Annotated in this window: 19 protein-coding genes; 8 read left to right on the top strand and 11 right to left on the bottom strand. The window is 70.8% G+C overall.

Annotated features, from left to right (window positions below; all coding sequences use genetic code 11):
• Positions 1–82 precede the first annotated feature (82 nt).
• Positions 83–1,744 carry a DEDD exonuclease domain-containing protein gene (locus V1258_RS04190; RefSeq protein ID WP_329748492.1) on the top strand — a complete coding sequence of 554 codons (1,662 nt, stop codon included), beginning with the start codon at positions 83–85 and terminating at the stop codon, positions 1,742–1,744.
• 44 nt (positions 1,745–1,788) lie between these two features.
• Positions 1,789–2,070, top strand: a complete 282-nt coding sequence (locus V1258_RS04195) for an Lrp/AsnC family transcriptional regulator (protein ID WP_329748493.1) — start codon at positions 1,789–1,791, stop codon at positions 2,068–2,070.
• Positions 2,071–2,114: 44 nt separating this feature from the next.
• Here V1258_RS04195 and trpD read toward each other — a convergent pair whose 3' ends face one another.
• Entirely contained in the window at positions 2,115–3,197 is a 1,083-nt protein-coding gene (gene trpD, locus V1258_RS04200) for an anthranilate phosphoribosyltransferase (RefSeq protein WP_329748494.1), read from the bottom strand.
• 262 nt (positions 3,198–3,459) lie between these two features.
• Between trpD and ctaE the strand changes: the two genes are divergently transcribed.
• From ctaE to qcrB, 4 genes are all read left to right on the top strand, one after another.
• Positions 3,460–4,191 carry an aa3-type cytochrome oxidase subunit III gene (ctaE, locus tag V1258_RS04205; protein ID WP_329748495.1) on the top strand — a complete coding sequence of 244 codons (732 nt, stop codon included), beginning with the start codon at positions 3,460–3,462 and terminating at the stop codon, positions 4,189–4,191.
• Positions 4,192–4,294: 103 nt separating this feature from the next.
• On the top strand, positions 4,295–5,095 hold the full coding sequence (gene qcrC, locus V1258_RS04210) for a cytochrome bc1 complex diheme cytochrome c subunit (protein WP_329748496.1): 801 nt from the start codon (positions 4,295–4,297) through the stop codon (positions 5,093–5,095).
• A gap of 8 nt (positions 5,096–5,103) precedes the next feature.
• Positions 5,104–6,168: a cytochrome bc1 complex Rieske iron-sulfur subunit gene (qcrA, locus tag V1258_RS04215; protein ID WP_329748497.1), complete on the top strand. Its 1,065-nt coding sequence runs from the start codon at positions 5,104–5,106 to the stop codon at positions 6,166–6,168.
• A 5-nt stretch (positions 6,169–6,173) separates the two neighbouring features.
• Complete coding sequence (gene qcrB / locus V1258_RS04220) at positions 6,174–7,853, top strand: cytochrome bc1 complex cytochrome b subunit (RefSeq protein WP_329748498.1); 1,680 nt, start codon at positions 6,174–6,176, stop codon at positions 7,851–7,853.
• Between the two features lie 216 nt (positions 7,854–8,069).
• On the opposite strand, the gene V1258_RS04225 is transcribed toward qcrB, so the two are convergent.
• The 7 genes from V1258_RS04225 to V1258_RS04255 all read right to left on the bottom strand — a co-directional run bounded on the left by V1258_RS04225 (position 8,070) and on the right by V1258_RS04255 (position 14,414).
• On the bottom strand, positions 8,070–8,342 hold the full coding sequence (locus V1258_RS04225; protein ID WP_329748499.1) for a hypothetical protein: 273 nt from the start codon (positions 8,340–8,342) through the stop codon (positions 8,070–8,072).
• A 481-nt stretch (positions 8,343–8,823) separates the two neighbouring features.
• Complete coding sequence (locus V1258_RS04230) at positions 8,824–9,240, bottom strand: cytochrome c oxidase subunit 4 (protein ID WP_329748500.1); 417 nt, start codon at positions 9,238–9,240, stop codon at positions 8,824–8,826.
• Position 9,241: 1 nt separating this feature from the next.
• Positions 9,242–10,882, bottom strand: coding sequence for an aa3-type cytochrome oxidase subunit I (gene ctaD / locus V1258_RS04235; RefSeq protein ID WP_442878573.1), 1,641 nt, complete (start codon positions 10,880–10,882; stop codon positions 9,242–9,244).
• Between the two features lie 65 nt (positions 10,883–10,947).
• A complete protein-coding gene (gene ctaC, locus V1258_RS04240; RefSeq protein ID WP_329748502.1) occupies positions 10,948–11,874 on the bottom strand; it encodes an aa3-type cytochrome oxidase subunit II in 927 nt (308 codons plus the stop codon).
• A gap of 368 nt (positions 11,875–12,242) precedes the next feature.
• Positions 12,243–12,602: an iron-sulfur cluster insertion protein ErpA gene (gene erpA, locus V1258_RS04245; RefSeq protein WP_329746879.1), complete on the bottom strand. Its 360-nt coding sequence runs from the start codon at positions 12,600–12,602 to the stop codon at positions 12,243–12,245.
• 115 nt (positions 12,603–12,717) lie between these two features.
• On the bottom strand, positions 12,718–13,005 hold the full coding sequence (locus V1258_RS04250) for a hypothetical protein (RefSeq protein ID WP_329748503.1): 288 nt from the start codon (positions 13,003–13,005) through the stop codon (positions 12,718–12,720).
• On the bottom strand, positions 13,002–14,414 hold the full coding sequence (locus tag V1258_RS04255) for a dipeptidase (RefSeq protein ID WP_329748504.1): 1,413 nt from the start codon (positions 14,412–14,414) through the stop codon (positions 13,002–13,004). Before V1258_RS04255 ends, V1258_RS04250 begins: the two co-directional genes overlap by 4 nt.
• Before the next feature lie 115 nt (positions 14,415–14,529).
• On the opposite strand from V1258_RS04255, the gene V1258_RS04260 reads away from it, so the two are divergent.
• Positions 14,530–15,132 carry a DUF3043 domain-containing protein gene (locus V1258_RS04260; RefSeq protein WP_329748505.1) on the top strand — a complete coding sequence of 201 codons (603 nt, stop codon included), beginning with the start codon at positions 14,530–14,532 and terminating at the stop codon, positions 15,130–15,132.
• A gap of 79 nt (positions 15,133–15,211) precedes the next feature.
• Here the strand turns inward: V1258_RS04260 and aspS are convergent, their stop codons facing one another.
• Positions 15,212–17,011: an aspartate--tRNA ligase gene (gene aspS / locus V1258_RS04265; RefSeq protein WP_329748506.1), complete on the bottom strand. Its 1,800-nt coding sequence runs from the start codon at positions 17,009–17,011 to the stop codon at positions 15,212–15,214.
• A 280-nt stretch (positions 17,012–17,291) separates the two neighbouring features.
• Here aspS and V1258_RS04270 point away from each other — a divergent pair, with 280 nt between their 5' ends.
• Positions 17,292–19,361, top strand: coding sequence for a DEAD/DEAH box helicase (locus tag V1258_RS04270; RefSeq protein ID WP_329748507.1), 2,070 nt, complete (start codon positions 17,292–17,294; stop codon positions 19,359–19,361).
• Positions 19,362–19,479: 118 nt separating this feature from the next.
• Here the strand turns inward: V1258_RS04270 and trxA are convergent, their stop codons facing one another.
• Together trxA and hisS are read right to left on the bottom strand one after the other, a co-directional pair.
• Complete coding sequence (trxA, locus tag V1258_RS04275) at positions 19,480–19,851, bottom strand: thioredoxin (protein ID WP_329746885.1); 372 nt, start codon at positions 19,849–19,851, stop codon at positions 19,480–19,482.
• Positions 19,852–19,939: 88 nt separating this feature from the next.
• Positions 19,940–21,304 carry a histidine--tRNA ligase gene (hisS, locus tag V1258_RS04280; protein WP_329748508.1) on the bottom strand — a complete coding sequence of 455 codons (1,365 nt, stop codon included), beginning with the start codon at positions 21,302–21,304 and terminating at the stop codon, positions 19,940–19,942.
• Positions 21,305–21,357: the final 53 nt, after the last annotated feature.

Consider the following 21,357-nt stretch of genomic DNA (forward strand, 5'->3'; position numbering starts at 1 on the left):
GCGCCGGCCCGGCCCCGATCCGCCTCCCCGACGCCCGCGTCCGGGATCTCGCGGGTCGGGGCCGCGCCGTACCCTGGCCCCCATGCCCGCACGCCGCCAGCTCAGCTTCGAGGACCTCGGCACCCCGCTCGCGGAGGCGACCCTCGTGGTGGTCGATCTCGAGACGACCGGGACCGATCCCTCGGCCGACGCGATCACCGAGATCGGTGCGGTGAAGGTCCGCGGCGGCGAGGTCCTCGGCGAGTTCCGCAGCTTCGTGGATCCTGAGCGGCCGATCCCCGCCTACATCGCCTCGCTCACGGGGATCACCGACGCGACGGTGGCGGGCGCCCCGTCGATCCGTGCCGTGCTGCCGATGTTCCTGGACTTCGTGGGCGACGCCGCGCTGGTCGCGCACAACGCCCGCTTCGACGTCGGTTTCCTCACCGCGCAGGCCGCCCGTCTCGGGGTGGGATGGCCGCGGCCGACGGTGCTGGACACGCTCGCCCTCGCCCGGCGCGTGTACCGGCGGGACGAGGTGCGCGACCATCGTCTCTCGACCCTCGCCGCGCACGTCGGCGCGAGCATCACCCCCGATCACCGGGCTCTCTCCGATGCGCGCGCGACCGTGGACGTGCTCCACGCGATCATCTCCCGTCTCGGCGAGCAGGGCGCCGCGACCCTCCAGGACCTCGCGGGGGCGCACCGGCGGGCGACCCCGGTCCAGCTGCGGAAGAAGCACCTCGCCGAGACGATCCCCGCGGTGCCCGGGGTGTACCAGTTCCTGGACGCCGCCGGGGCGGTGCTCTACGTCGGCACCTCCCGCAACCTCCGCACCCGGGTGCGGACCTACTTCACCGCCGCCGAGACCCGGCGCAAGGTCTTGGACATGCTGCCGCGCGCGGAGGAGATCCGGGTGCTCGAGTGCACGACGCCGACGGAGGCCGCGGTGCGCGAGCTGCGCATCATCGCCGCGGAGAAGCCGCCCTCGAACCGGCACGGACTGCACCCCGAGAAGGCTCACTGGCTGCGGCTCGGCACCGGCCGGGAGGGACTGCGCGCGGCGCGCCTGGCCCGCGCGGAGTCGGACGGCTCCGCCCAGATCGGGCCGCTCCGATCCCGCCACGACGTCGAGCCCCTGCGCGGCCTGCTCCACGATGCGATCCTCGGGCGCGGGGCCGCCTTCGAGCGCGGGGCCGACGGGCCGGAGGTCCTCGGGAGCGGGGCTCGCGGGAGGCTGCGACGCGCGCTGGTGGAGGACCCGACCGAGGTCCTCGACCATGTCGCCGTCCGTCTGCGGGCTCAGGTCACGGCCGGCCGCTACGAGGAGGCGGAGCGGATGCGGCGGCTCGCCCACCTGTATCTGGAGGCCGCGCACCGCGCCGGTCGCCTGCGCGCCCTAGCCGCCGTGCCGCTGCTGATCGCCGCCCGCCCGAGCACCGAGGGCGTGATCGGCGGGCGGGGCTGGGAGCTGCTGTCGGTGCGGCACGGGCGCTTCGCGGGCACGACCCTGGTGCCGCAGCGCGCGGATCCGCTCGCCGCCGCCCGGTCGCTCGCCCTGATCGGGGTCGGGGAGGCAGAGCTGGCCGCGCCGCTCTGCCAGGGCTATCACCAGGAGGCGGAGATCCTGCTCGGATGGCTCGAGGGCGAGGGCGTGAGGACGGTGCTCGTCGAGGGGACCTGGGCCGTCCCCGCCCGGGCCCGCTTCGACGCCGAGCATCTCGCCGCTCGCTTCGCCCGCACCGCGGCGGCCGACGGGGCATAGGCTCGGGAGCACGCACCCGTCCGACGACCGCGCCAGGAGCAGCCATGATCACCGCCATCGTCTCGATCCTCGTCGAGTCCGCCCGCATCCCCGAGGTCGCCGAGACCATCGTCGACCTCGACGGCGTGGACCACGTCTACTCCGTCACCGGCGACGTGGACCTGATCGTGGTGGTGCGCGTGCGCGAGCACGAGGAGCTGGCCGACGTGATCGCCGATCGGATCTCGAAGGTCGACGGCGTCCTGGACACCACCACCAACATCGCCTTCAAGACCTACTCGGGCTGTGATCTCGACGCGGCCTTCGACCTCGGCAACGAGGGCTGAACCCCGACCCGGGCGGAGGGCCTGCCGCCCGTAATCGGGAGGACTCAGCTCCGGTCGTCGACTGCGGCCTGGGAGGCCTCCGCCCAGCGGGTGACGAGCTCCGTGGGGCGCCCCGAGTCGAGGGCCGCGGTGACCTCGGCATGGGCAGCGACGAAGCGCTCGGCGAAGTCAGCGGACGCCGGCTGGTCGATGCCGTCGAAAGCCACCACCCCCGCCGCGGCGTTCAGCAGCACCGCATCGCGGACCGGGCCCAGCCGGCCCTCGGACGACCCGGCGAACACCTCACGGGCGACCTGAGCGTTCTCCTCCGCGGACCCGCCGCGCAGCGCATCGTGACCGCTGCGGGGGATGCCGAGGAGCACCTCGGGGACCAGGACGTGCTCGCGCACCTCGCCACCGCGCACCTCCCAGACGTCCGACGGGGCGGTGACGGTGAGCTCGTCGAGCCCGTCCTGCCCTCGGAACACGAGGGCGCTCGTCCCGCGGGAGGCGAAGACTCCGGCGACGATCGGCGCGATCTGGGGATCGGCGACGCCGACGGCGCTCGCCCGCGGTCGTGCCGGGTTCGTGATCGGGCCGAGGACGTTCATCACGGTCGGGATCCCGAGCCCCTTGCGCGCCTCGGCGGTGTGCCGCATCGAGGGATGGAATACCTGCGCGAAGAGGAAGGTCATGCCGACCTGCTCCACGAGCGCCTCGACTGCGGGGACCGGGAGGTCCAGGCGGACTCCGAGCGCCTCGAGGACGTCGGCGGAGCCGGACCTCGAGGTCGAGGCCCGGTTGCCGTGCTTGACGACGGTGCGTCCGGTCGAGGCGATGACGACAGACGCCATCGTGGAAATGTTCACGGTCTGCGCGAGGTCGCCGCCGGTGCCGACGATGTCGATCGCACGGTCGGTGGCGCGCACCGGGCGGGCATGGGCGACCATCGAGTCGGCCAGGGCGCCGAGCTCCTCGCTCGTGACCCCCTTCGCCTGCAGGGCGACCAGGAAGCCGGCGAGCTGCACCGCGGACGCGCTGCCGGAGAAGACCTCGTCCATCGCCCACCCCGCCTGCGCGGCCTCCAGATCCTCGCCGCGCACGAGGCGCGCCGTGAGCCGGGACCAGGTCGGGGTGTTCTCGCTCATGCTCCCGATGATCGCACCTGCGCCGTGCCGCGCGCACGACGGCCCGCCCACCGAACCGCTCCATCCCGCCCGGGCGGAGCGCGTCACGGAACGGTCACGACGGGGCGACCCGACCCCTCACCTGCACAGAGGGCGCGTGTCCCGGTTCGTGACACCTCGTCAGGAGGGCTATGCTGGGACGGTCCGCCCGGGGTGCTCCCCGCGGCGTGCCCGGACGTCGTGATCCGGGCCGCCGATCCTGACCGCACGACATAATGGTGACGTGAGTACTGCGACCCTGCCTGAGCGCCCCGCCGCCGCCCTGCCGGCGGTCGGCCGACCCAACCCGACGCAGATCGGCACGATCGTCTGGCTCGCGAGCGAGCTGATGTTCTTCGGCGGCCTGTTCGCGATGATCTTCACCCTCCGCTCGATGGTCCCCGAGACCTTCGCGGACGGCCAGGCCCACTTCACGCACGGCTTCGCCCTGCTGAACACCGTGATCCTGGTCGCGAGCTCCTTCACCTGCCAGATGGGCGTGTGGATCGCCGAGGGCCGCCTCCCGGGCGGCCGCACCTTCACCCCGCGCAAGCACCGCACCGGTTCGATCTTCAACATCGCCCGCTGGGGCATGGTCGAGTGGTACATCCTCACCTTCGCCATGGGCGCTGTCTTCGTCTCCGGTCAGGCCTTCGAGTACGCGGAGCTGGTGCACAAGGGCGTGACGCTGTCGTCCTCGCCCTTCGGCTCGGTGTTCTACCTCTCGACCGGCTTCCACGGGCTGCACGTCCTCGGCGGCCTGATCGCCTTCCTGATGGTCCTGATGCGCGCCTTCGCCGCGGACTCCTTCTCGCAGCACGAGCAGGTCTCGGCCATCTGCATCTCGTACTACTGGCACTTCGTGGACGTGGTGTGGATCGTGCTGTTCTTCATCGTCTACCTGCTCGATCCGCTGTCCACGATGCTGAACGGCGACCACATGGTCCCGGTCGACTTCGTCTGGAGGCTGTTCTGATCCCCGGTCGGATCCCTCCCCTCGGACCGCAGTCCGCGCCCCCTCCCTCCCCCGACTCCCCCGTCTCGCCCGTCTCCTTCCTCCACGAATCGAGGTCCGAACCGTGAAGGCACTCGCCGCCCGACGTCATCATCCGATGGCGCTCCTCGTGATACTGCTGCTCGCGCTCGTTGCGACCGGCGGGCTGTACGCCGCCTTCCAGCCGCAGTCGGCGCAGGCCGAGGCCTACACCCAGGACGATGTGGAGGCCGGAGAGGCGCTCTTCCTCGCCAACTGCGCGACCTGCCACGGCCGCAGCGCAGAGGGCCTCCAGGAGGCCGACGGCTCGACCCTCGGCCCCTCCCTCATCGGCGTCGGCGCCGCCGCGGTCGACTTCCAGGTCGGCACCGGCCGCATGCCCATGCAAGCTTCCGGTCCTCAGGCGCCGCGCAAGCCCGCGCAGATGAACGAGGAGCAGACCCGGCAGCTCGCCGCCTACGTCGCGTCGCTGGGCCCCGGCCCCGCGGTGCCCGACGAGGAGTACCTCGACGCCTCCCTCGGCGACGCCGAGCGCGGTGGCGAGATCTTCCGCATCAACTGCGCCATGTGCCACAACGCCGCCGGCGCTGGCGGCGCCCTCACCCGCGGCAAGTACGCCCCGGAGGTGACCGGGCTCGAGGCCAAGCACGTCTACGAGGCGATGGAGACCGGCCCCCAGAACATGCCGGTGTTCAACGACACCAACCTGTCCCCCGAGGACAAGCGCGACGTCATCGCCTACCTCGAGGCGATCGATGAGGTCGGCTCGCCCGGCGGCATCTCCCTGGGCTCCCTCGGTCCCGTCACCGAGGGTCTGTACGCCTGGACCATCGTCCTGTCCCTGCTGACCGCCTGCGCCGTGTGGCTGGGGGCGAAGGCCAAGTGAACGCGAGCATGAACACCAACCTCGATGGCACCAACCCCGCGCGCGGCGTGAGCGCCGTCGCGCCCAAGGAGGACGGCGGTTTCCCGAACCCGGGCCTGCCCCCGCACGTCCACCGCCAGGCGGACCACTCCAAGACCGCGGAGAAGCGCGCCGAGCGCCTCGTCGCCGGCATGTTCCTGCTGTCGGTGCTGGGGACCGCGGTCTTCATCGCCGCCTACTTCCTGGTCACGCCGACCGGGCGGAACATCTTCGCCGAGGAGGGCACCCCCAGCGCCCTGTGGTGGTCGAACCTGGTCACCGGTCTCGGCCTCGCGATCGCCGTCTTCTTCATCGGTGCCGCCGCCGTGCACTGGGCCAAGACGCTCATGCCCGACGAGGAGATGGTCGAGGAGCGCCACGACATCCGCAGCTCCGAGGAGACCCGCGAGGTCGCCGCCGGCATCATCACCGACGGCTTCGCGGAGTCGGGCATCGCCCGTCGGCCCGTGATCGTCACCGCGATGGTCGCCGCCTTCGCCGCGCTCCCCATCGCGGTCCTCGCGCCGCTGTCGACCCTCGGCCCGCTGCCGGGCAACAAGCTCCACCACACCTTCTGGGGCCACAACCCCGGTCAGCGCCTGGCGCGGGACCACGACGGCACCCCGATCAAGCTCTCCGACGTGGCAATGAACTCGATCTTCCACGTGATGCCGGAGGGGCTCACAGAGGAGACCCCGCACTTCCTCGAGGAGCGCGCCAAGGCCGCGGCGGTCATCGTCCGCATCGACCCGAAGCTCGCCAAGAACGAGGAGAGCATGAGCCAGGGCGTCCAGGGCGTCCTCGCGTTCTCCAAGATCTGCACCCATGTGGGCTGCCCCGTCGCTCTCTACGAGCAGCAGACGCACCACATGCTGTGCCCCTGCCACCAGTCCACCTTCGACGTCACCGACGGCGCCAAGGTGATCTTCGGCCCGGCCCACCGCCCGCTCCCCCAGCTGCCGATCGAGGTCGATGACGAGGGCTACCTCGTCGCCCCCGGCGACTTCAACTCGCCCATCGGTCCCAGCTTCTGGAACATCCACAAGGACCGGTGACCCCCATGACCACCACCACCTCCCGCTCCCCGAAGGCCGCCCCGGCGGCGAACGGCACCTCGCGCATCCAGAAGCTCGGCGCGGTCGGCGGCGACTGGCTCGACCAGCGCACCTCCGGCGGCGGCTTCGTCCGCTTCATCGCGCGCAAGATCTTCCCCGACCACTGGTCGTTCATGTTCGGCGAGGTCGCGCTGTACAGCTTCGTGATCCTGCTGATCTCGGGCGTCTTCCTCACGATGTTCTTCGACCCCTCCATGGAGGAGGTCATCTACACCGGGCCGTACGAGCCGTTGCAGGGCGCTCACGTGTCCCGCGCGTTCGAGTCGACGATGCAGATCTCCTTCGAGGTCAAGGGCGGCCTGCTCTTCCGCCAGATGCACCACTGGTCCGCGCTGGTGTTCATGGTCGCGATCTTCGTGCACATGTTCCGCGTGTTCTTCACCGGCGCCTTCCGCAAGCCGCGCGAGCTCAACTGGCTGGTCGGCTTCGCCCTCATGGTCCTGGGCATGGTCGCCGGCTTCACCGGCTACTCGCTCCCCGACGACGTCCTCTCCGGCAACGGTCTGCGCGTGGTCGACGGCCTGATGAAGTCGATCCCGGTGGTCGGCACCTACATCTCGATGCTGCTGTTCGGCGGCGAGTTCCCCGGCACGCAGATCATCCCGCGCTTCTTCACCATGCACATCCTGCTGGTGCCCGCGCTGATCCTCGGCCTGATCGCGATCCACATGGTGCTGCTCGTGCTGCACAAGCACACCCAGTACCCCGGGCCCGGCCGCACCGAGCGCAATGTCGTCGGTTTCCCGGTCTTCCCGGTGTACGCGGCCAAGGCGGGCGGCTTCTTCTTCCTGGTCTTCGGCATCATCACCCTCATCTCGGCGACGACCTCGATCAACGCCATGTGGGTGTACGGCCCCTACGACCCCTCCCCCGTGTCCGCCGGCTCGCAGCCTGACTGGTACATGCTCTGGACCGACGGCGGCCTCCGCCTCATCCCGGGCTGGGAGTTCACCATCTTCGGCTACGTGATCTCGCTGAACATGCTGATCCCGATGGCCCTCTACGGCGGGATGCTGGCCGTCCTGGCTCTGTACCCGTTCATCGAGGCCTGGGTGACCGGTGACGATCGAGAGCACCACCTCAACGACCTCCCGTACAACGCCCCGGTCCGTACCGGCCTCGGCGTCGCGTGGATCAGCCTGTACGTGATCCTGGCGTTGGCTGCGACCAACGACCTCATCGCGATCGCCCTGCACCTCTCCATCAACGACCTCACCTGGGCGTTCCGGATCGGCATCTTCGTGATCCCGGTGCTGCTGTTCTACGTGACGAAGCGGCTCTGCCTGGCGCTGCAGCGCCAGAAGCGCGAGCTCGTCCTGCACGGCCGCGAGACCTCCCGCATCGTGCGTACCGAGACCGGTGACATGATCGAGATCCACGCGCCGCTCAACGAGTACGACCGCTGGGTCCTCGTGCAGCATGACGATTACCGTCCGCTGCAGGCCGGGAACGGCGTCTCCTCGCTCCGCGCGAAGGCGACGAGCTTCTTCTTCAAGGACCGCATCGAGCCGGTCTCCCCGGCCGAGCTGCGTGAGGCCATGGAGCATGCCGGGCACGAGCGCCACGTCATCGACGAGCTCACCGGCGGCGACTACCGGACCCCGGCGGAGAAGGCCAGCCACTGAGGCCATCCCCTCCCCCACCCTGACGAGGGCCCGAGAGCTTCTGCTCTCGGGCCCTCGTCATGTCTGATGGCGCGCGGCGACAGGGCCGCGCGGCGCAGGATCGGGGTCGACGGACGGAGCTTCCGGGCGGGCGAGCGTCACTCTCCAGAGCAGAGGGGACGTCAGTGCACTGCGGGGCGCGAGATGCAGGACCACCCCCACGGAGTCAGAGGGACCTCAGCGCAGCACGGGGCTGGTCTGCCGCGGTGGCGCCTCCCCGCGTCCGGCAGCCGCCTCGACGAGGAATCGCGCCGCGACCAGACTGAGCCGGCGGTCGGCTCGTCGGAGCTCCCGGAGGGAGCGCAACTGCTGGGCGGACGGATTGAGACCGCGGACCGCGAGGATCTCGCGCGCCCACGCCACCGCGCGATCCAGGGCGTCGTCGTCCGCGAACAGTCCACGGACCTCGCGCTCTGCGCGCCCGGCCGGGTCGATGCTGCCACCGATCATCGTGGCCCCTCCTGTCTTGAGCGGCATGCAGGGCGATGCCGCGCGGCTCGGAGGGACAGCAGGTCGGCGTGTCCGCTCCGTCGCCCACGCTAGCACCGGGTGCTCCTCGGCCCGGGGAGACAGCAGGAATGCGCCGGTCCGTCTACCGCTCAGCCAGTTGCGCCGTACGTGCGGGACGAAGGGCTCTCTTCATACAGCGTTATTACACAGTGTTTGCCAGTACACCCTCGGGTCGCGAATGCTCACTGGACCGAGCGTGCTTCGCCGACCGGGCGTGCTCCACCGAGCGGAGCGTGCTTCGCCGAGCGGGCGTGCACCGTGGTCCGCGAGTGCTCAGTGGACGGGACGTGCTCCTTCAAGCATGCGTGCTCCGCGGAGCGGCCTCCCCGAGGGGGGACACGGTTCCTCCGCCCAGATGCACCGCACCCCCGCACCGGAGATCCGGTGCGGGGGTGCGAGGAGAGTGTAGCGAGTTGCCGACTCAGTGCTGGTGCTGGCCGACGGAGAACTCGAGGACCCAGCTGATGATGCCGTAGATGACGAACACAACGCCGATGGCGAGGATCCACCAGCCGGCGGCGACGCCGAGGAAGGCCATCGCGCAACCGATGGACAGCCACAGCGGTGCCCAGCTGTACGGGGCGAAGCTGCCCTGCACACCGGCCTCGTCGGAGACCTCGGCGTTCTCGTCACCGGCGGCACCCTGGTCATGCTTGCGCAGGGTGATCGTCATGAGCACGGCGATCATGAAGCTCAGACCCGAGGTGGCGAGGATCGCCGGGAAGCCCGCGCCCTCAATGCCCATCGGCTCATAGCGCCAGGTGAGATAGCCGTAAGCGGCACCGACGACGAGGAGGAAGACGCCGAGGATGTAGAAGATCTTGGCAGCGGCCTTCATGTCAGTTGCTCCTGGGGTGCTCGATGGGCTCCGCGTGCAGCATGTGGTCCTGCAGGCCGACCTCCGGGTGGTGGAGGTCGAAGGCGGGACGCTCCGAACGCACACGGGGCAGGGAGTGGAAGTTGTGTCGCGGCGGCGGGCACGACGTCGCCCACTCGAGCGAGGCGCCGTAGCCCCACGGATCGTCGACCTCGATCTTCTTGCCCTTGATGTGGGTGAGGACCGCGTTGAGCAGGAAGGGCAGGGTCGAGGCGCCCATGATGAACGCACCGACGGTCGAGATCTGGTTCAGCCAGGTGAAATCGTCCTCTGCGAGGTAGTTCACGTAGCGGCGGGGAGCGCCGAGCACGCCGAGCCAGTGCTGGATCAGGAACGTCATGTGGAAGCCGATGGTCAGCAGCCAGAAGTGCAGCTTGCCGATGCCCTCCGAGAGCTTGTAGCCGAACATCTTGGGCCACCAGAAGTAGAAGCCCGCGAACATCTCGAACACCACGGTCCCGGCCATCACGTAGTGGAAGTGCGCGACCACGAAGTAGGTATCGGACAGCGGCCAGTCCAGCACCGGCGAGGAGAGGATGACACCGGTGAGACCACCGAAGATGAAGGTGGTGAGGAAGCCGAGGGTGAACAACATCGGCGTCTCGAAGGTCAGCGACCCTCGCCACATGGTCCCGATCCAGTTGAAGAACTTCACGCCCGTCGGCACCGCGATGAGCATCGTCATGAAGGCGAAGAAGTCCAGCATGACCGCACCGGTGGTGTACATGTGGTGAGCCCACACGGTGACGGAGAGGGCGGCGATCGAGATGGTCGCGCCGATCAGCGTCTTGTATCCGAAGATCGGCTTGCGGGAGAAGACCGGGATGATCTCCGAGGCGATGCCGAAGAAGGGCAGCGCGAGCACGTACACCTCGGGGTGGCCGAAGAACCAGAAGAGGTGCTGCCACAGGATCGGGCCGCCGTTCTCCGGGTTGAAGACCTGCGCGTCGAAGCGACGGTCGGCGCCGAGCGCCAGCAGGGCGGAAGCCAGGGGCGGGAAGGCCATCAGCACCAGCACACCGGTGATCAGCACGTTCCACGTGAAGATCGGCATGCGGAACATGGTCATGCCGGGCATGCGCATGCACAGGATCGTGGTGATGAAGTTGACCGAGCCGAGGATCGTGCCGAAGCCCTGCAAGGCGAGGCCGAAGACCCAGAGATCACCACCCAGTCCCGGGGTGAACGTGGTGTCGGACAGCGGCGCATAGGCGAACCAGCCGAAGGACGCGGCACCCTGCGGGGTGAGGAAGCCGGCGACCACGATCAGAGAGCCCCAGAGGGTGATCCAGAAGGCGAACATGTTCAGACGCGGGAACGCCATGTCCACGGCGCCGATCTGCAGCGGCACCAGGTAGTTCGCGAAGCCGTTGAACAGCGGGGTGCCGAACATCAGCAGCATGATCGTGCCGTGCATGGTGAACAGCTGGTTGTACTGGTCCTTCGAGACCACGACCTGGAGGCCGGGCTCCCACAGCTCGGTACGGATGCCGAGCGCGAGCAGGCCTCCGAAGGCGAAGAAGGCGAAGGCCATGCCCATGTACATCTTGCCGATCAGCTTGTGATCGGTGGTGGTCAGCAGCTGGAAGAACTGGCTGCCCAGGCTGTGCTTCCGCTGCTCGACGAATCGCGCCGGGCGCGCGGGCGACGCGGTGACGGTCTCGGCGCTCACTCGTTCTCTCCCTCGGTGGAGGTGGACTCGGAGTAACGGGGGCCCGCGTCGTCATGACGCTCGCGCATGCTCCAGTCCTCCTGGTTGCGGTTGAGGTCCACGCCCAGCTGGCCGTCGTAGCCCTGGTCGCGCAGTTCCTGCATGTGGGCGTCGAACTCCTCCTGGGAGACGACCTCGATGTTGAAGAGCATGTCCGAGTGGTACTCGCCGCACAGCTCGGCGCACTTGCCGGCGTAGGTGCCCTCACGGGTCGGGGTCACCTGGAAGGTCGTGGTGTGCCCGGGGATCATGTCCTTCTTGTAGAGGAAGTCCACGACCCAGAACGAGTGGATCACGTCGCGCGAGTCCAGACGGAACTCGACGGTCTGGCCGACCGGGAGGTACAGGGTCGGCAGCGTCTCGGCCGCCCCCTCCTCACCGGTGGCGAAGGACTGCACGCCCGCGGGCTCGTGGACGTCGGCCTCGACGTAGTTGAAGTCCCAGCTCCACTGCTTGGCGACGACGTTCACGGTGACGTCGGGCTCGGCGACGTGCATCTCGACCTCTCGCGCGTCCCGCTGCGTGAAGTAGAAGAAGGTGAGCACCATCACGACGGGGACGAGCGTGAACATCAGCTCGAGCGGCACGTGGTAGCGCAGCTGGGTCGGGAAGCCGGTGTCGTTCTTGCGGCGGCGGTAGGCGATCGCGCACCAGATGGTCAGGCCCCACACGATCAGACCCACGATGATCAGCACGGCCCACGAGCCGACCCACAGGTCGGTGATCATCCCGGTGCGGTCGGTGACCTCGCCGTCGGAGTATCCGGGGAGGAAGCCTCGCAGCTGCTGGTCCGTGCAGCCCGAGAGGACCAGGACGGCCAGGGCGAGTCCTGCGGCCAGAGCGCGACGTCCGTGCCGCGAAGGCTGGGGAACCTGGGGGATCACAGGGAATGACCTTCCGCTCGTCGTCCCCGCTCTCCGGCACCGGTTCCGCGTCAGGCGGATCTGGCTCCGAGGAGCGGAGTGGGTACTGATGTGGGCGGGGACATGCCCACAGTGCCGCGCCCGCTCCGGGGAGCGGGCCGGGCCGGACCGAGGGGTCCGACTCTTGACGGCACCCCGTCATCATACGGCCTCCGAGCGGCGGTTTCGCCCACGGCGCGCCCCCTCTCCGGGTCCGTCACCGCACCGTGATCGGGGCACCTCGCTCCCCAGGCACGCGACGGGCCCGCTCCCGTGACGCGTTGGTCATCGGGGACGGGCCCGTCGGACGCCTCCGCCGTGGGCGGCGGGGCGGATGCTACGGAGTTGACTCAGGCGAAGGAGTCGCCGCAGGCGCAGGAGCTCTGGGCGTTCGGGTTGTCGATCGTGAAGCCCTGCTTCTCGATGGTGTCCGCGAAGTCGATCACGGCGCCGGTGAGGTACGGGCTGGACATCTTGTCCACCACGACCTCGACCCCGGAGAAGTCGACGACCAGGTCGTCGTCCATCGTCCGCTCGTCGAAGTACAGCTGGTAGATGAGGCCCGAGCAGCCGCCGGGCTGCACGGCGATCCGCAGGCGGAGGTCGTCGCGGCCCTCCTGCTCCAGCAGGGACGAGACCTTGCCGGCGGCGACGTCGGTGAGGGTGACGCCGTGCGCCGCGGTGGGACGCTCGGTGGTGGGGGTGGTCATGCGGTCCTCCTCGAAGCTCTGGTCCCGCCAGGATACGCCTCGGCACCTCGCCGTGGTGAGTGGGCCCGCCCACGCGGGCGATCGAGGTCTGCGGCTCCGGGCGATCCCGGCTGCCTCAGAGCACTCCGCGGAAGGCCGCGAGGAGCATCACTCCCCCGTAACCGAGGACGATGCCGAGGACCGCGGCGGTGGCGGCATCGCGGCTGCGTCCGGCGAGCACGGCGGAGAAGGCGCCCAGGAGCACCGCGGCGACGACGAGCAGGCCCCACCAGAGGCCGAAGTAGCCGGCCAGGAAACCGAGCACGAGGGTGCCGGTGAGCAGCGGGATCGTCAGCGGGGAAACGGGGGTCGACCCTCCCGGCGTCTGCTCGGTCCCCTTCTCGGATCTCGCGGCGGGGCTCATCGGTCCTCCCGTCGGAGATCGCCCGCACGGAGCAGCAGCAGCGCCTCGGCGAGGCACACCTTGGCGAACTCGCCGAGGTGCAGCGACTCGTCGATCCCATGGGCGCGGGACTCGGGATCCTCCACGCCGGTGACGAGCACGTCGGCGGCGGGGAACACCTCGAGCAGGTCCGCGATGAAGGGGATCGAGCCGCCCAGACCGGTGTCCACCGCGGGACGACCCCAGGCATCGGCGAGCGCCCCACGGGCGAGCTCCATCGCCGGGGAGTCCTGGCGCGCGCTGTAGGGCCGGCCCTGCTCGCCGCGGTGCACGGTGACCTGGGCGGCCGCGGGGGCGTGCGCCTCGAGATGGGCGACGAGCACGTCCATCGCGGCCGCGGGCTCCTGGCCGGGCGGGATGCGCAGGGAGACCTTCGCCCTCGCCACGGGGACGAGCGTGTTGGACGCGTCGCGGACCGTCGGGGCGTCGATCCCGATGACGGACAGCGCGGGCCTCGTCCACAGCCGGGCGGCGATCGATCCGGTCCCGGAGAGCGGGAGCCCCGCGGGGACGCCGGCATCGCGCCGGTAGTCCTCCTCGGTCATCTCGACCTCGGGGTCCGCGGCGCGGACCAGGCCGGGGATCGCGACCTCGCCGTTCTCGTCGTGGAGCGTCGCGAGGAGCCGGGCGAGCTGGGTCGGAGCATCGAGGACCGGACCCCCGAAGAGCCCGGAGTGGACCGCCTGCTCGAGCACCCGCACCTCGACGACGGCGTCGACCACGCCGCGCAGGCTCGTGGTCAGCGCCGGGACGCCGACGGCCCAGTTCGCGGAGTCGGCGACCACGATGAGGTCGGCGGCGAGGGCGTCCCGGTGCGCCTCGATGAATGGCCGGAAGGTCGGCGAGCCCGCCTCCTCCTCCCCCTCGACGAAGACGGTCACGCCGATGCCCTCCGCGGAGAGCTCTTCGCCGACCAGGCGCAGCGCGGTCACGTGCGCCATGACGCCCGCCTTGTCGTCGGCGGCGCCGCGGGCGTACAGCCGCTCGCCGCGGCGGGTCGGCTCGAAGGGCGGCGTGGTCCACTCCGCGGGGTCACCGGTGGGCTGGACGTCGTGGTGCGCGTAGAGCAGCACGGTGGGGCGGCCGGGGGCGGCGGGTCGACGACCGATCACGGCAGGGGCCCCACCGGCGACCGACTCGAGGCTCACCTGCTCCAGACCCGCGCCGCGGAGCAGCTCGGCGACGGCCTCGGCGCTGCGCTGCACGGGCTCGCGGTCGTGGCCCGGGAAGGCGATCGAGGGGATGCGCACGAGCGCCTCGAGATCCTTGATCGCCTGCGGGAGGAGCGCGTCCAGGCGGGTGCGGAGGGCGTCGGGATCGGACGCGGCGCCGACGGGCGCGATGTGCTGAAGGTCCTGCGGAGTCGTCATGGTCCCAACCTACCGCCGCCGCCCGAATGTGCCTCCGGAGCCGACGGCCGCGCACCGCCGTCCTGCCCGACAGCTCGTGCAGAGAGGTCCCGGGCGGACCGCCTAGAATGCCCCGGTGATCTTCCGGAAGTCCGACTCCTCTCAGCCCTCGCAGCCCTCCGAGCCGACGCCTCCCGTGCGTCCCGGCTCCAAGGGCCGCCCCACCCGGTCCCGCAAGGAGGCCGAGGCGGCACGTCGGCGCCCGCTCGTGGTCGACGACCGCAAGGAGGCCCGTCGTCGCGATCGGGAGCGGGCGAACCAGCAGCGCATCGAGTCCCAGCAGGCCCTCATGACCGGCGATGAGAAGAAGATGCCCGCGCAGCATCGCGGTCCGCAGCGCCGCCTGGTGCGCGACCTCGTCGACTCCCGTCGCAACGTCGGCGAGCTCTTCTTCCCGGTTGCGCTCGTGATCATGCTGGTCGCCCTGGTGCTGCCCTTGGTGCGCCCCGATCTCACGGCCGTCATGAGCACCGCGATGCTCGTGGTCCTCTGGGGCGGCATCGCCCTGTGCGTGGTGGACGGCTTCCTCATCCGCCGCCTGCTGCGGCGCCGGCTCGAGGCGGAGTTCTCGGACGTCGAGCGGGGTCTGGTCGGCTACGGGATCATGCGCGCGATCCAGATCCGCCGCTTCCGCCTGCCCCGCCCTCAGGTGAAGCACGGCGAGGTGCCGCTGCGCTGAGCGCGCCCGTCGTCCGCGAACAGACTGCGGCCCGCACGTTCGACGTGCGGGCCGCAGTTCGTTCGGGGGCTCCCGGGGGTCAGGCGTCGGCCTCCGGCGTCGCCTCGGCTGCCTTCTCGCCCTTCGCGGCGGGCTTGGCGTCGACACCCGCCTCCTTTCGCTGCTGCGGGGTGATCGGCGCCGGAGCGGCGGTGAGCGGGTCGTAGCCGTTGCCGGTCTTCGGGAAGGCGATGACCTCGCGGATCGACTCCTCCCCGGCGAGCAGGGCCACGATGCGGTCCCAGCCGAAGGCGATGCCGCCGTGCGGCGGGGCGCCGAACTGGAAGGCGTCGAGCAGGAAGCCGAACTTCTCCTGCGCGTCCTGCTCCCCGATGCCCATCACCTGGAAGACGCGCTGCTGCACGTCCTGGGAATGGATACGGATGGAACCGCCGCCGATCTCGTTGCCGTTGCAGACGATGTCGTAGGCGTAGGCGAGGGCGCTACCGGGATCGGTGTCGAAGGTGTCGAGGAACTCGGGCTTCGGCGAGGTGAAGGCGTGGTGCACCGCGGTCCAGGCACCCCCGCCGACGGCGACGTCCCCGGCCGCGCGGGCGTCGGCCGCCGGCTCGAACATCGGCGCGTCGACGACCCACACGAAGGCGAAGGCGTCGTGGTCGATGAGGCCGAGGCGCTCGGCGATTTCGCCGCGCGCCGCGCCGAGCAGGGCGCGGGAGGTCTTCGGCTCGCCCGCGGCGAAGAAGACGCAGTCGCCGGGCGCGGCGCCGGTGGCCTCGAGCAGTCCCGCCTTCTCCGCGTCGGAGATGTTCTTGGAGACCGGGCCCGTGAGCGAGCCGTCCTCCTGCACCAGGACGTAGGCGAGTCCCTTCGCACCGCGCTGCTTCGCCCACTCCTGCCAGGCGTCGAGCTGGCGACGGGGCTGGGAGGCGCCGCCGGCCATCACCACCGCGCCGACGTAGGGTGCCTGGAACACGCGGAACGGGGTCTCGGCGAAGTACTCGGTCATCTCGACCAGCTCGAGGTCGAAGCGCAGGTCGGGCTTGTCCGAGCCGTAGCGGCGCATCGACTCCGCATAGGTGATCCGCGGGATCGGGGTCGTGATCTCGTGCCCGGCGGTCGCCCACACGTTGGTGAGGATCTGCTCGGCGAGCGCGATCACGTCCTCCTGGTCCACGAAGCTCATCTCGATGTCGAGCTGGGTGAACTCGGGCTGGCGGTCCGCGCGGAAGTCCTCATCGCGATAGCAGCGGGCGAGCTGGAAGTACTTCTCGATGCCGCCCACCATCAGCAGCTGCTTGAACAGCTGCGGGGACTGCGGCAACGCGTACCAGGAACCGGGAGCGAGGCGCGCCGGGACCAGGAAGTCGCGGGCGCCCTCGGGGGTGGAGCGGGTCAGGGTCGGGGTCTCGACCTCGACGAAGTCCTGGTCCAGCAGGGTGTCGCGGGCGGCACGGTTCACGGCCGAGCGCAGCCGCATCGCGCGGGCAGGGCCCTGGCGGCGCAGGTCGAGGTAGCGGTAGCGCAGTCGCGTCTCCTCGCCGACCTCGGTGTGCTCGTCGAGCTGGAAGGGCAGCGCCGCCGAGGCGGAGAGCACCTCGACCTCGGACGCGGTCACCTCGACCTCGCCCGTGGGCAGCGCCGGGTTCTCGTTGCCCTCGGGGCGCCGGTCGACGCTGCCGACGACCTTCAGCACGTACTCGTTGCGCAGGTGCATCGCCTCGTCCTCGCGCACGACGACCTGGGCGACGCCGCTCGCGTCGCGCAGATCGAGGAACGTCACGCCGCCGTGGTCACGGCGACGGCCGATCCAGCCGGTGAGGGTGACGGTCTGTCCGATGTGCTCCGAGCGGAGCTCGCCGGCGGTATGGGTGCGCAGCACGAGGTGTCCTTCACGATGGGGTCCAGGGGTCCACGCCGCCGCCGGCGTGGAGCGCCCAGCCTACCGTGGAGGGTGAGCGATCTCGCCCGGGCCGGCCTGGCCCTCGCCGGGGGCACCCCCGTACAGTGGACCCTCGTGCGACCTGCGATCACGCAGGTCTGGTTCGCCCCTTGTCGCTAGTGCCCCGCCCTGGAAGGCGGGAGATGCCGTTCGCGATGTGTCGGGGCGCTCATGTCCCGCGATCTCGCGAGGACCGCATCCCCCACTATCCGAGGACGCCATGAACGACGTTTCCCCTGCCCAGAATCCTGCCGTCGAGGACGAGAGCACGCCTGCCGCCCCCGTGGAGAGCACCGCCCCCGCCGACCAGGTGAGCGACGCGCCCGTCGAGCCGATCGCCCCCGCCCAGGACTCCGCCGAGGGCGACGCCCCGTCGGCGTCCGCGGCCCCCGCCGAGCCCGCGGCCCCCGCAGAGGCAGAGGCAGAGGCTGAGGCCGAGGCAGAACCCACGTTCGACGACATCGACCTGCCCCCGGCGCTGCGTCGCGCGGTCGATGACCTGGGCTTCACCCGCCCCTCCGCGATCCAGGCCCGCGCGATCCCCGCGCTGCTCGAGGGCCGTGACGTGATCGGCGTCGCCCAGACCGGTACCGGCAAGACCGCGGCCTTCGGCCTCCCCCTCCTCGCCGCGGTCGACCCCTCGCTCCGCGAGGTCCAGGGCCTCGTCCTGGCCCCCACCCGTGAGCTCGCGATGCAGGTTGCCGACGCGATCTCCTCGTTCGCCACCTCGATCGGCGGCCTCGAGGTCGTCGCCGTCTACGGCGGTTCCCCGTATCACCCGCAGGAGCGGGCCCTCGCCCGCGGCGCCCAGGTGGTCGTCGGCACCCCCGGCCGCGTGATGGACCACATGCGCCGCAACACGCTGCGCCTGGACACCGTGCGCTTCGCGGTGCTCGACGAGGCCGACGAGATGCTCCGGATGGGCTTCGCGGAGGACGTCGAGGAGATCCTCTCCCACTCCCCCGCGACCCGTCAGGTCGCCCTGTTCTCGGCGACCATGCCGCCCGCGATCGAGCGGGTCGCCCGCGACCACATGCAGGACCCGGTGCGGGTGAGCGTCACCCCGCAGTCCTCCACGGTCAAGAGCGTCCACCAGACCTTCGCCGTGGTGCCCTTCAAGCACCGCACCGGCGCGCTCGCCCGGGTGCTCGCGACCTCGGAGGCCGAGGCGGCGATCGTCTTCGTCCGCACCCGTGCCGCCGCCGAGGAGGTCGGCTCGGCGCTCGTCGCCCGCGGCGTGATCGCCGCGTCGATCAGCGGCGACGTCCCCCAGAAGGAGCGCGAGAAGATCGTCGAGCGCCTGCGCGACGGCTCCCTGCAGGTCCTGGTCGCGACCGACGTCGCGGCCCGTGGCCTCGACGTCGAGCGCATCGGCCTGGTCGTCAACTTCGACGTCCCCCGCGAGCCCGAGGCCTACGTCCACCGCATCGGCCGGACCGGCCGTGCGGGGCGCTCCGGCGAGGCGCTGACCTTCATCGGCCCCCACGAGCGTCGCGCGCTGAAGAACATCGAGCGCGCCACCAAGCAGACCCTCGAGGAGGCGGTCATCCCCACGCCGCGGGATGTCTCCAAGCACCGCCTCGCGACCCTGCTCACCCAGGTCCCCGAGCGCCGCGAGCGCGGCCGTCTCGAGCTCTACCGCGAGCTGGTGGGCGAGTTCGTGACCGAGCAGGGCATCGATCCGCTCGAGCTGGCCGCCGTGCTCGGCGCGATGACCGTCGGCGACGAGGGCCCCGGCGCCCCGACCGAGGACGAGGAGTTCACCCAGCAGACCGGGCGCTTCGAGCGGGACGACCGCCGGGACGACCGTCGCGGCGGGGACCGATTCGACCGCGGGGACCGCGGCTCCTCGCCCCGCACCGAGGCCGGCTACACCTCCTACCGCCTCGGCATCGGCCACTCCCACGGGGCGCGCCCGCCGGCCATCGTCGGCGCGATCACCGGCGAGGGCGGCCTCGACGGCAAGGACGTCGGCAAGATCCAGATCTTCGGCAGCTTCTCGCTGGTCCAGATCCGCGGCGGTCTCGACGACGAGCAGATGGGGCGCATCGGCAAGGCTCGCGTGGGCGGCCGCGCGCTGCGCATCGGCCCGGACTCCGGCCCCCGCGGCGGCAACGGCGACCGGGGCGATCGCGGTGACCGCAGCTCCGACCGCGGCGGCTTCCGCTCGGGCGGCGACCGTGGTCATCGGGGCGATCGGGGCGGCCGACGCTTCGAGGACCGCCCCCGCCGCGACGGCGGGAAGTTCGACGCCAAGCGCAAGGGCTTCCGCAGCTCCCACGAGGGCTGAGACCAGCACGCGGCCCGGCATCCTCGGGATGCCGGGCCGGTGTGACGCAGAGGACCCCGCACCGTTCGGTGCGGGGTCCTCTGTTCGTTGCGCTCTGTGCGCCGACGAGGCGGCGGGCTCAGCCCTGCTGCTCGGCCTGGGCGTCGGCGTAGGCCTTGCGGACCTCGTCCATGTCGAGGTTCTTCACCTGGCCGATGAGGTCCTCGAGGGCCGACTGGGGCAGCGCGCCGGCCTGGGAGAAGACCGGGATGCCCTCGCGGTAGGCGACGAGGGTCGGGATCGAGGTGACGCCGTAGCGCATCGCCAGCTGCTGCTGGTCCTCCGTGTCGACCTTCGCGAAGGTGACGTCCTCGTGCTTCTCGGACGCCTCGTCGTAGATCGGGGCGAAGCGCTGGCAGGGAACGCACCAGCCCGCCCAGAAGTCGATCAGGACGATGCCGTCCTCGACGGTGGTGTCGTGGTTCTCGGTGGTCAGGGTGACGGTAGCCATGTGCGCTCCAACGTCGTAGGGCTCGAAGTCATTCCCACTCTCTCACGGTGTGGGCCAGGTCATCGACAGCGGTGAGGAGACCCACTCCTCAGGCGTCCGCGGACGGGGCGGCGACCACGCGGACCAGCCGGTCCTCGGCGGGCGCCTCCCAGGTGGCAGCGTCGGCCGGGGCCTGCTCGCCGCTGCGGATGTCCTTCACCTCGTCCGCGGCGCCGTAGGCGCCGGGGAACCAGACGAAAGGGATGCCGCGGCGGTCGGCGTAGCGGATCTGCTTGCCGAACTTCGCGGCGGTGGGCGCGACCTCGCAGGGGATGCCACGGGCACGCAGGGCCCGGGCCACGGCCTCGCTCCGGCCGCGGCTCTCCTCCTCGCCGACGGAGACCAGCACGCAGGTGGGCACCGACCGGGTGGGGACGGCGATCCCCGTCGACAGCATCCGGGAGACCAGCCGGGACAGTCCGATGGACAGCCCCACCCCGGGATAGGTGTGGCGGTTGTCCGCCGCGAGACGGTCATAGCGGCCGCCGGAGCAGATCGAGCCGAGCAACTCGTGGCCCTCGAGGAAGCTCTCGAAGACGGTCCCCGTGTAGTAGTCGAGCCCGCGGGCGATCGACAGGTCGGCGAGGATCATCCCGGGGACGGCGGCCTCGACCCGCTCGATCACCGCAGTCAGCTCGGCGATGCCCTGCTCGACCATCTCGCCGGTCCCGCCGAGATCGCGCACCTGGTCGCCGAAGGAGGCGTCACGGGTGCGGATGGAGGCGAAGGCGAGGGCACGGTCTGCCTGCTCCGCGCTCGCGCCCGACTCGTCGACGAGCAGCGTCCGCACCGCCTCGGCACCGATCTTGGGGAGCTTGTCGAGGGCGCGCAGCACCGCGGTGTGGTCCTCGAAGCCGATCGCGCGGAAGAAGCCCTCGGAGAGCCGGCGGGTGTTCGCGTGGATGCTCACCTGCGGCAGCGGCAGCCGGGAGAGGATCTCCGCCATCACGATCGCGACCTCCGCCTCGACGTGCCCGGGCAGGGAGTCCTGTCCGATCACGTCGAGATCGGCCTGGTAGAACTCGCGGAAGCGACCGTCCTGCGGGCGCTCCCCGCGCCACACCTTCTGGATCTGGAAGCGTCGGAAGGGGAAGGAGAGATCGTTCTGGTGCTCGAGGACGTAGCGGGCCAGCGGCACCGTGAGGTCGAAGTGGAGCCCGAGGGTGCGGGAAGCGTCGGCGCCGGAGTCGTCGCCTCCGTCGTCCTCGGCGTGGAGGCGACGCAGGACGTACACCTCCTTGTCGATCTCCCCCTTGCGCAGCATCTGCTCGAGCGGCTCGACCGCCCGGGTCTCGATGCCGGAGAACCCGTGCAGCTCGGCGACCTCGCGGAAGACGTCCATCACGTGCTGCTCCACGAGCCGCTCGGCGGGGAGCCACTCGGGGAATCCGGACAGGGCGGCGATCTTCGCCATGCGGGGCACATCCTTCTCGGTCGCGGAAGACGGGAGCACCCATTATCGCCCGG

Source organism: Brachybacterium sp. J153 (assembly GCF_036311905.1).
In the GTDB taxonomy this organism is placed as follows: domain Bacteria; phylum Actinomycetota; class Actinomycetes; order Actinomycetales; family Dermabacteraceae; genus Brachybacterium.

Excerpts from the sequence above, each read along its gene's own strand:
- V1258_RS04190 (WP_329748492.1), top strand. The coding sequence starts at position 83 with ATGCCCGCACGCCGCCAGCTCAGCTTCGAGGACCTCGGCACCCCGCTC.
- V1258_RS04195 (WP_329748493.1), top strand. The coding sequence starts at position 1,789 with ATGATCACCGCCATCGTCTCGATCCTCGTCGAGTCCGCCCGCATCCCC.
- trpD (WP_329748494.1), bottom strand. The coding sequence starts at position 3,197 with ATGAGCGAGAACACCCCGACCTGGTCCCGGCTCACGGCGCGCCTCGTG.
- qcrA (WP_329748497.1), top strand. The coding sequence starts at position 5,104 with ATGAACACCAACCTCGATGGCACCAACCCCGCGCGCGGCGTGAGCGCC.
- qcrB (WP_329748498.1), top strand. The coding sequence starts at position 6,174 with ATGACCACCACCACCTCCCGCTCCCCGAAGGCCGCCCCGGCGGCGAAC.
- V1258_RS04225 (WP_329748499.1), bottom strand. The coding sequence starts at position 8,342 with ATGATCGGTGGCAGCATCGACCCGGCCGGGCGCGCAGAGCGCGAGGTC.
- V1258_RS04230 (WP_329748500.1), bottom strand. The coding sequence starts at position 9,240 with ATGAAGGCCGCTGCCAAGATCTTCTACATCCTCGGCGTCTTCCTCCTC.
- erpA (WP_329746879.1), bottom strand. The coding sequence starts at position 12,602 with ATGACCACCCCCACCACCGAGCGTCCCACCGCGGCGCACGGCGTCACC.
- V1258_RS04250 (WP_329748503.1), bottom strand. The coding sequence starts at position 13,005 with ATGAGCCCCGCCGCGAGATCCGAGAAGGGGACCGAGCAGACGCCGGGA.
- V1258_RS04255 (WP_329748504.1), bottom strand. The coding sequence starts at position 14,414 with ATGACGACTCCGCAGGACCTTCAGCACATCGCGCCCGTCGGCGCCGCG.
- V1258_RS04270 (WP_329748507.1), top strand. The coding sequence starts at position 17,292 with ATGAACGACGTTTCCCCTGCCCAGAATCCTGCCGTCGAGGACGAGAGC.
- trxA (WP_329746885.1), bottom strand. The coding sequence starts at position 19,851 with ATGGCTACCGTCACCCTGACCACCGAGAACCACGACACCACCGTCGAG.
- hisS (WP_329748508.1), bottom strand. The coding sequence starts at position 21,304 with ATGGCGAAGATCGCCGCCCTGTCCGGATTCCCCGAGTGGCTCCCCGCC.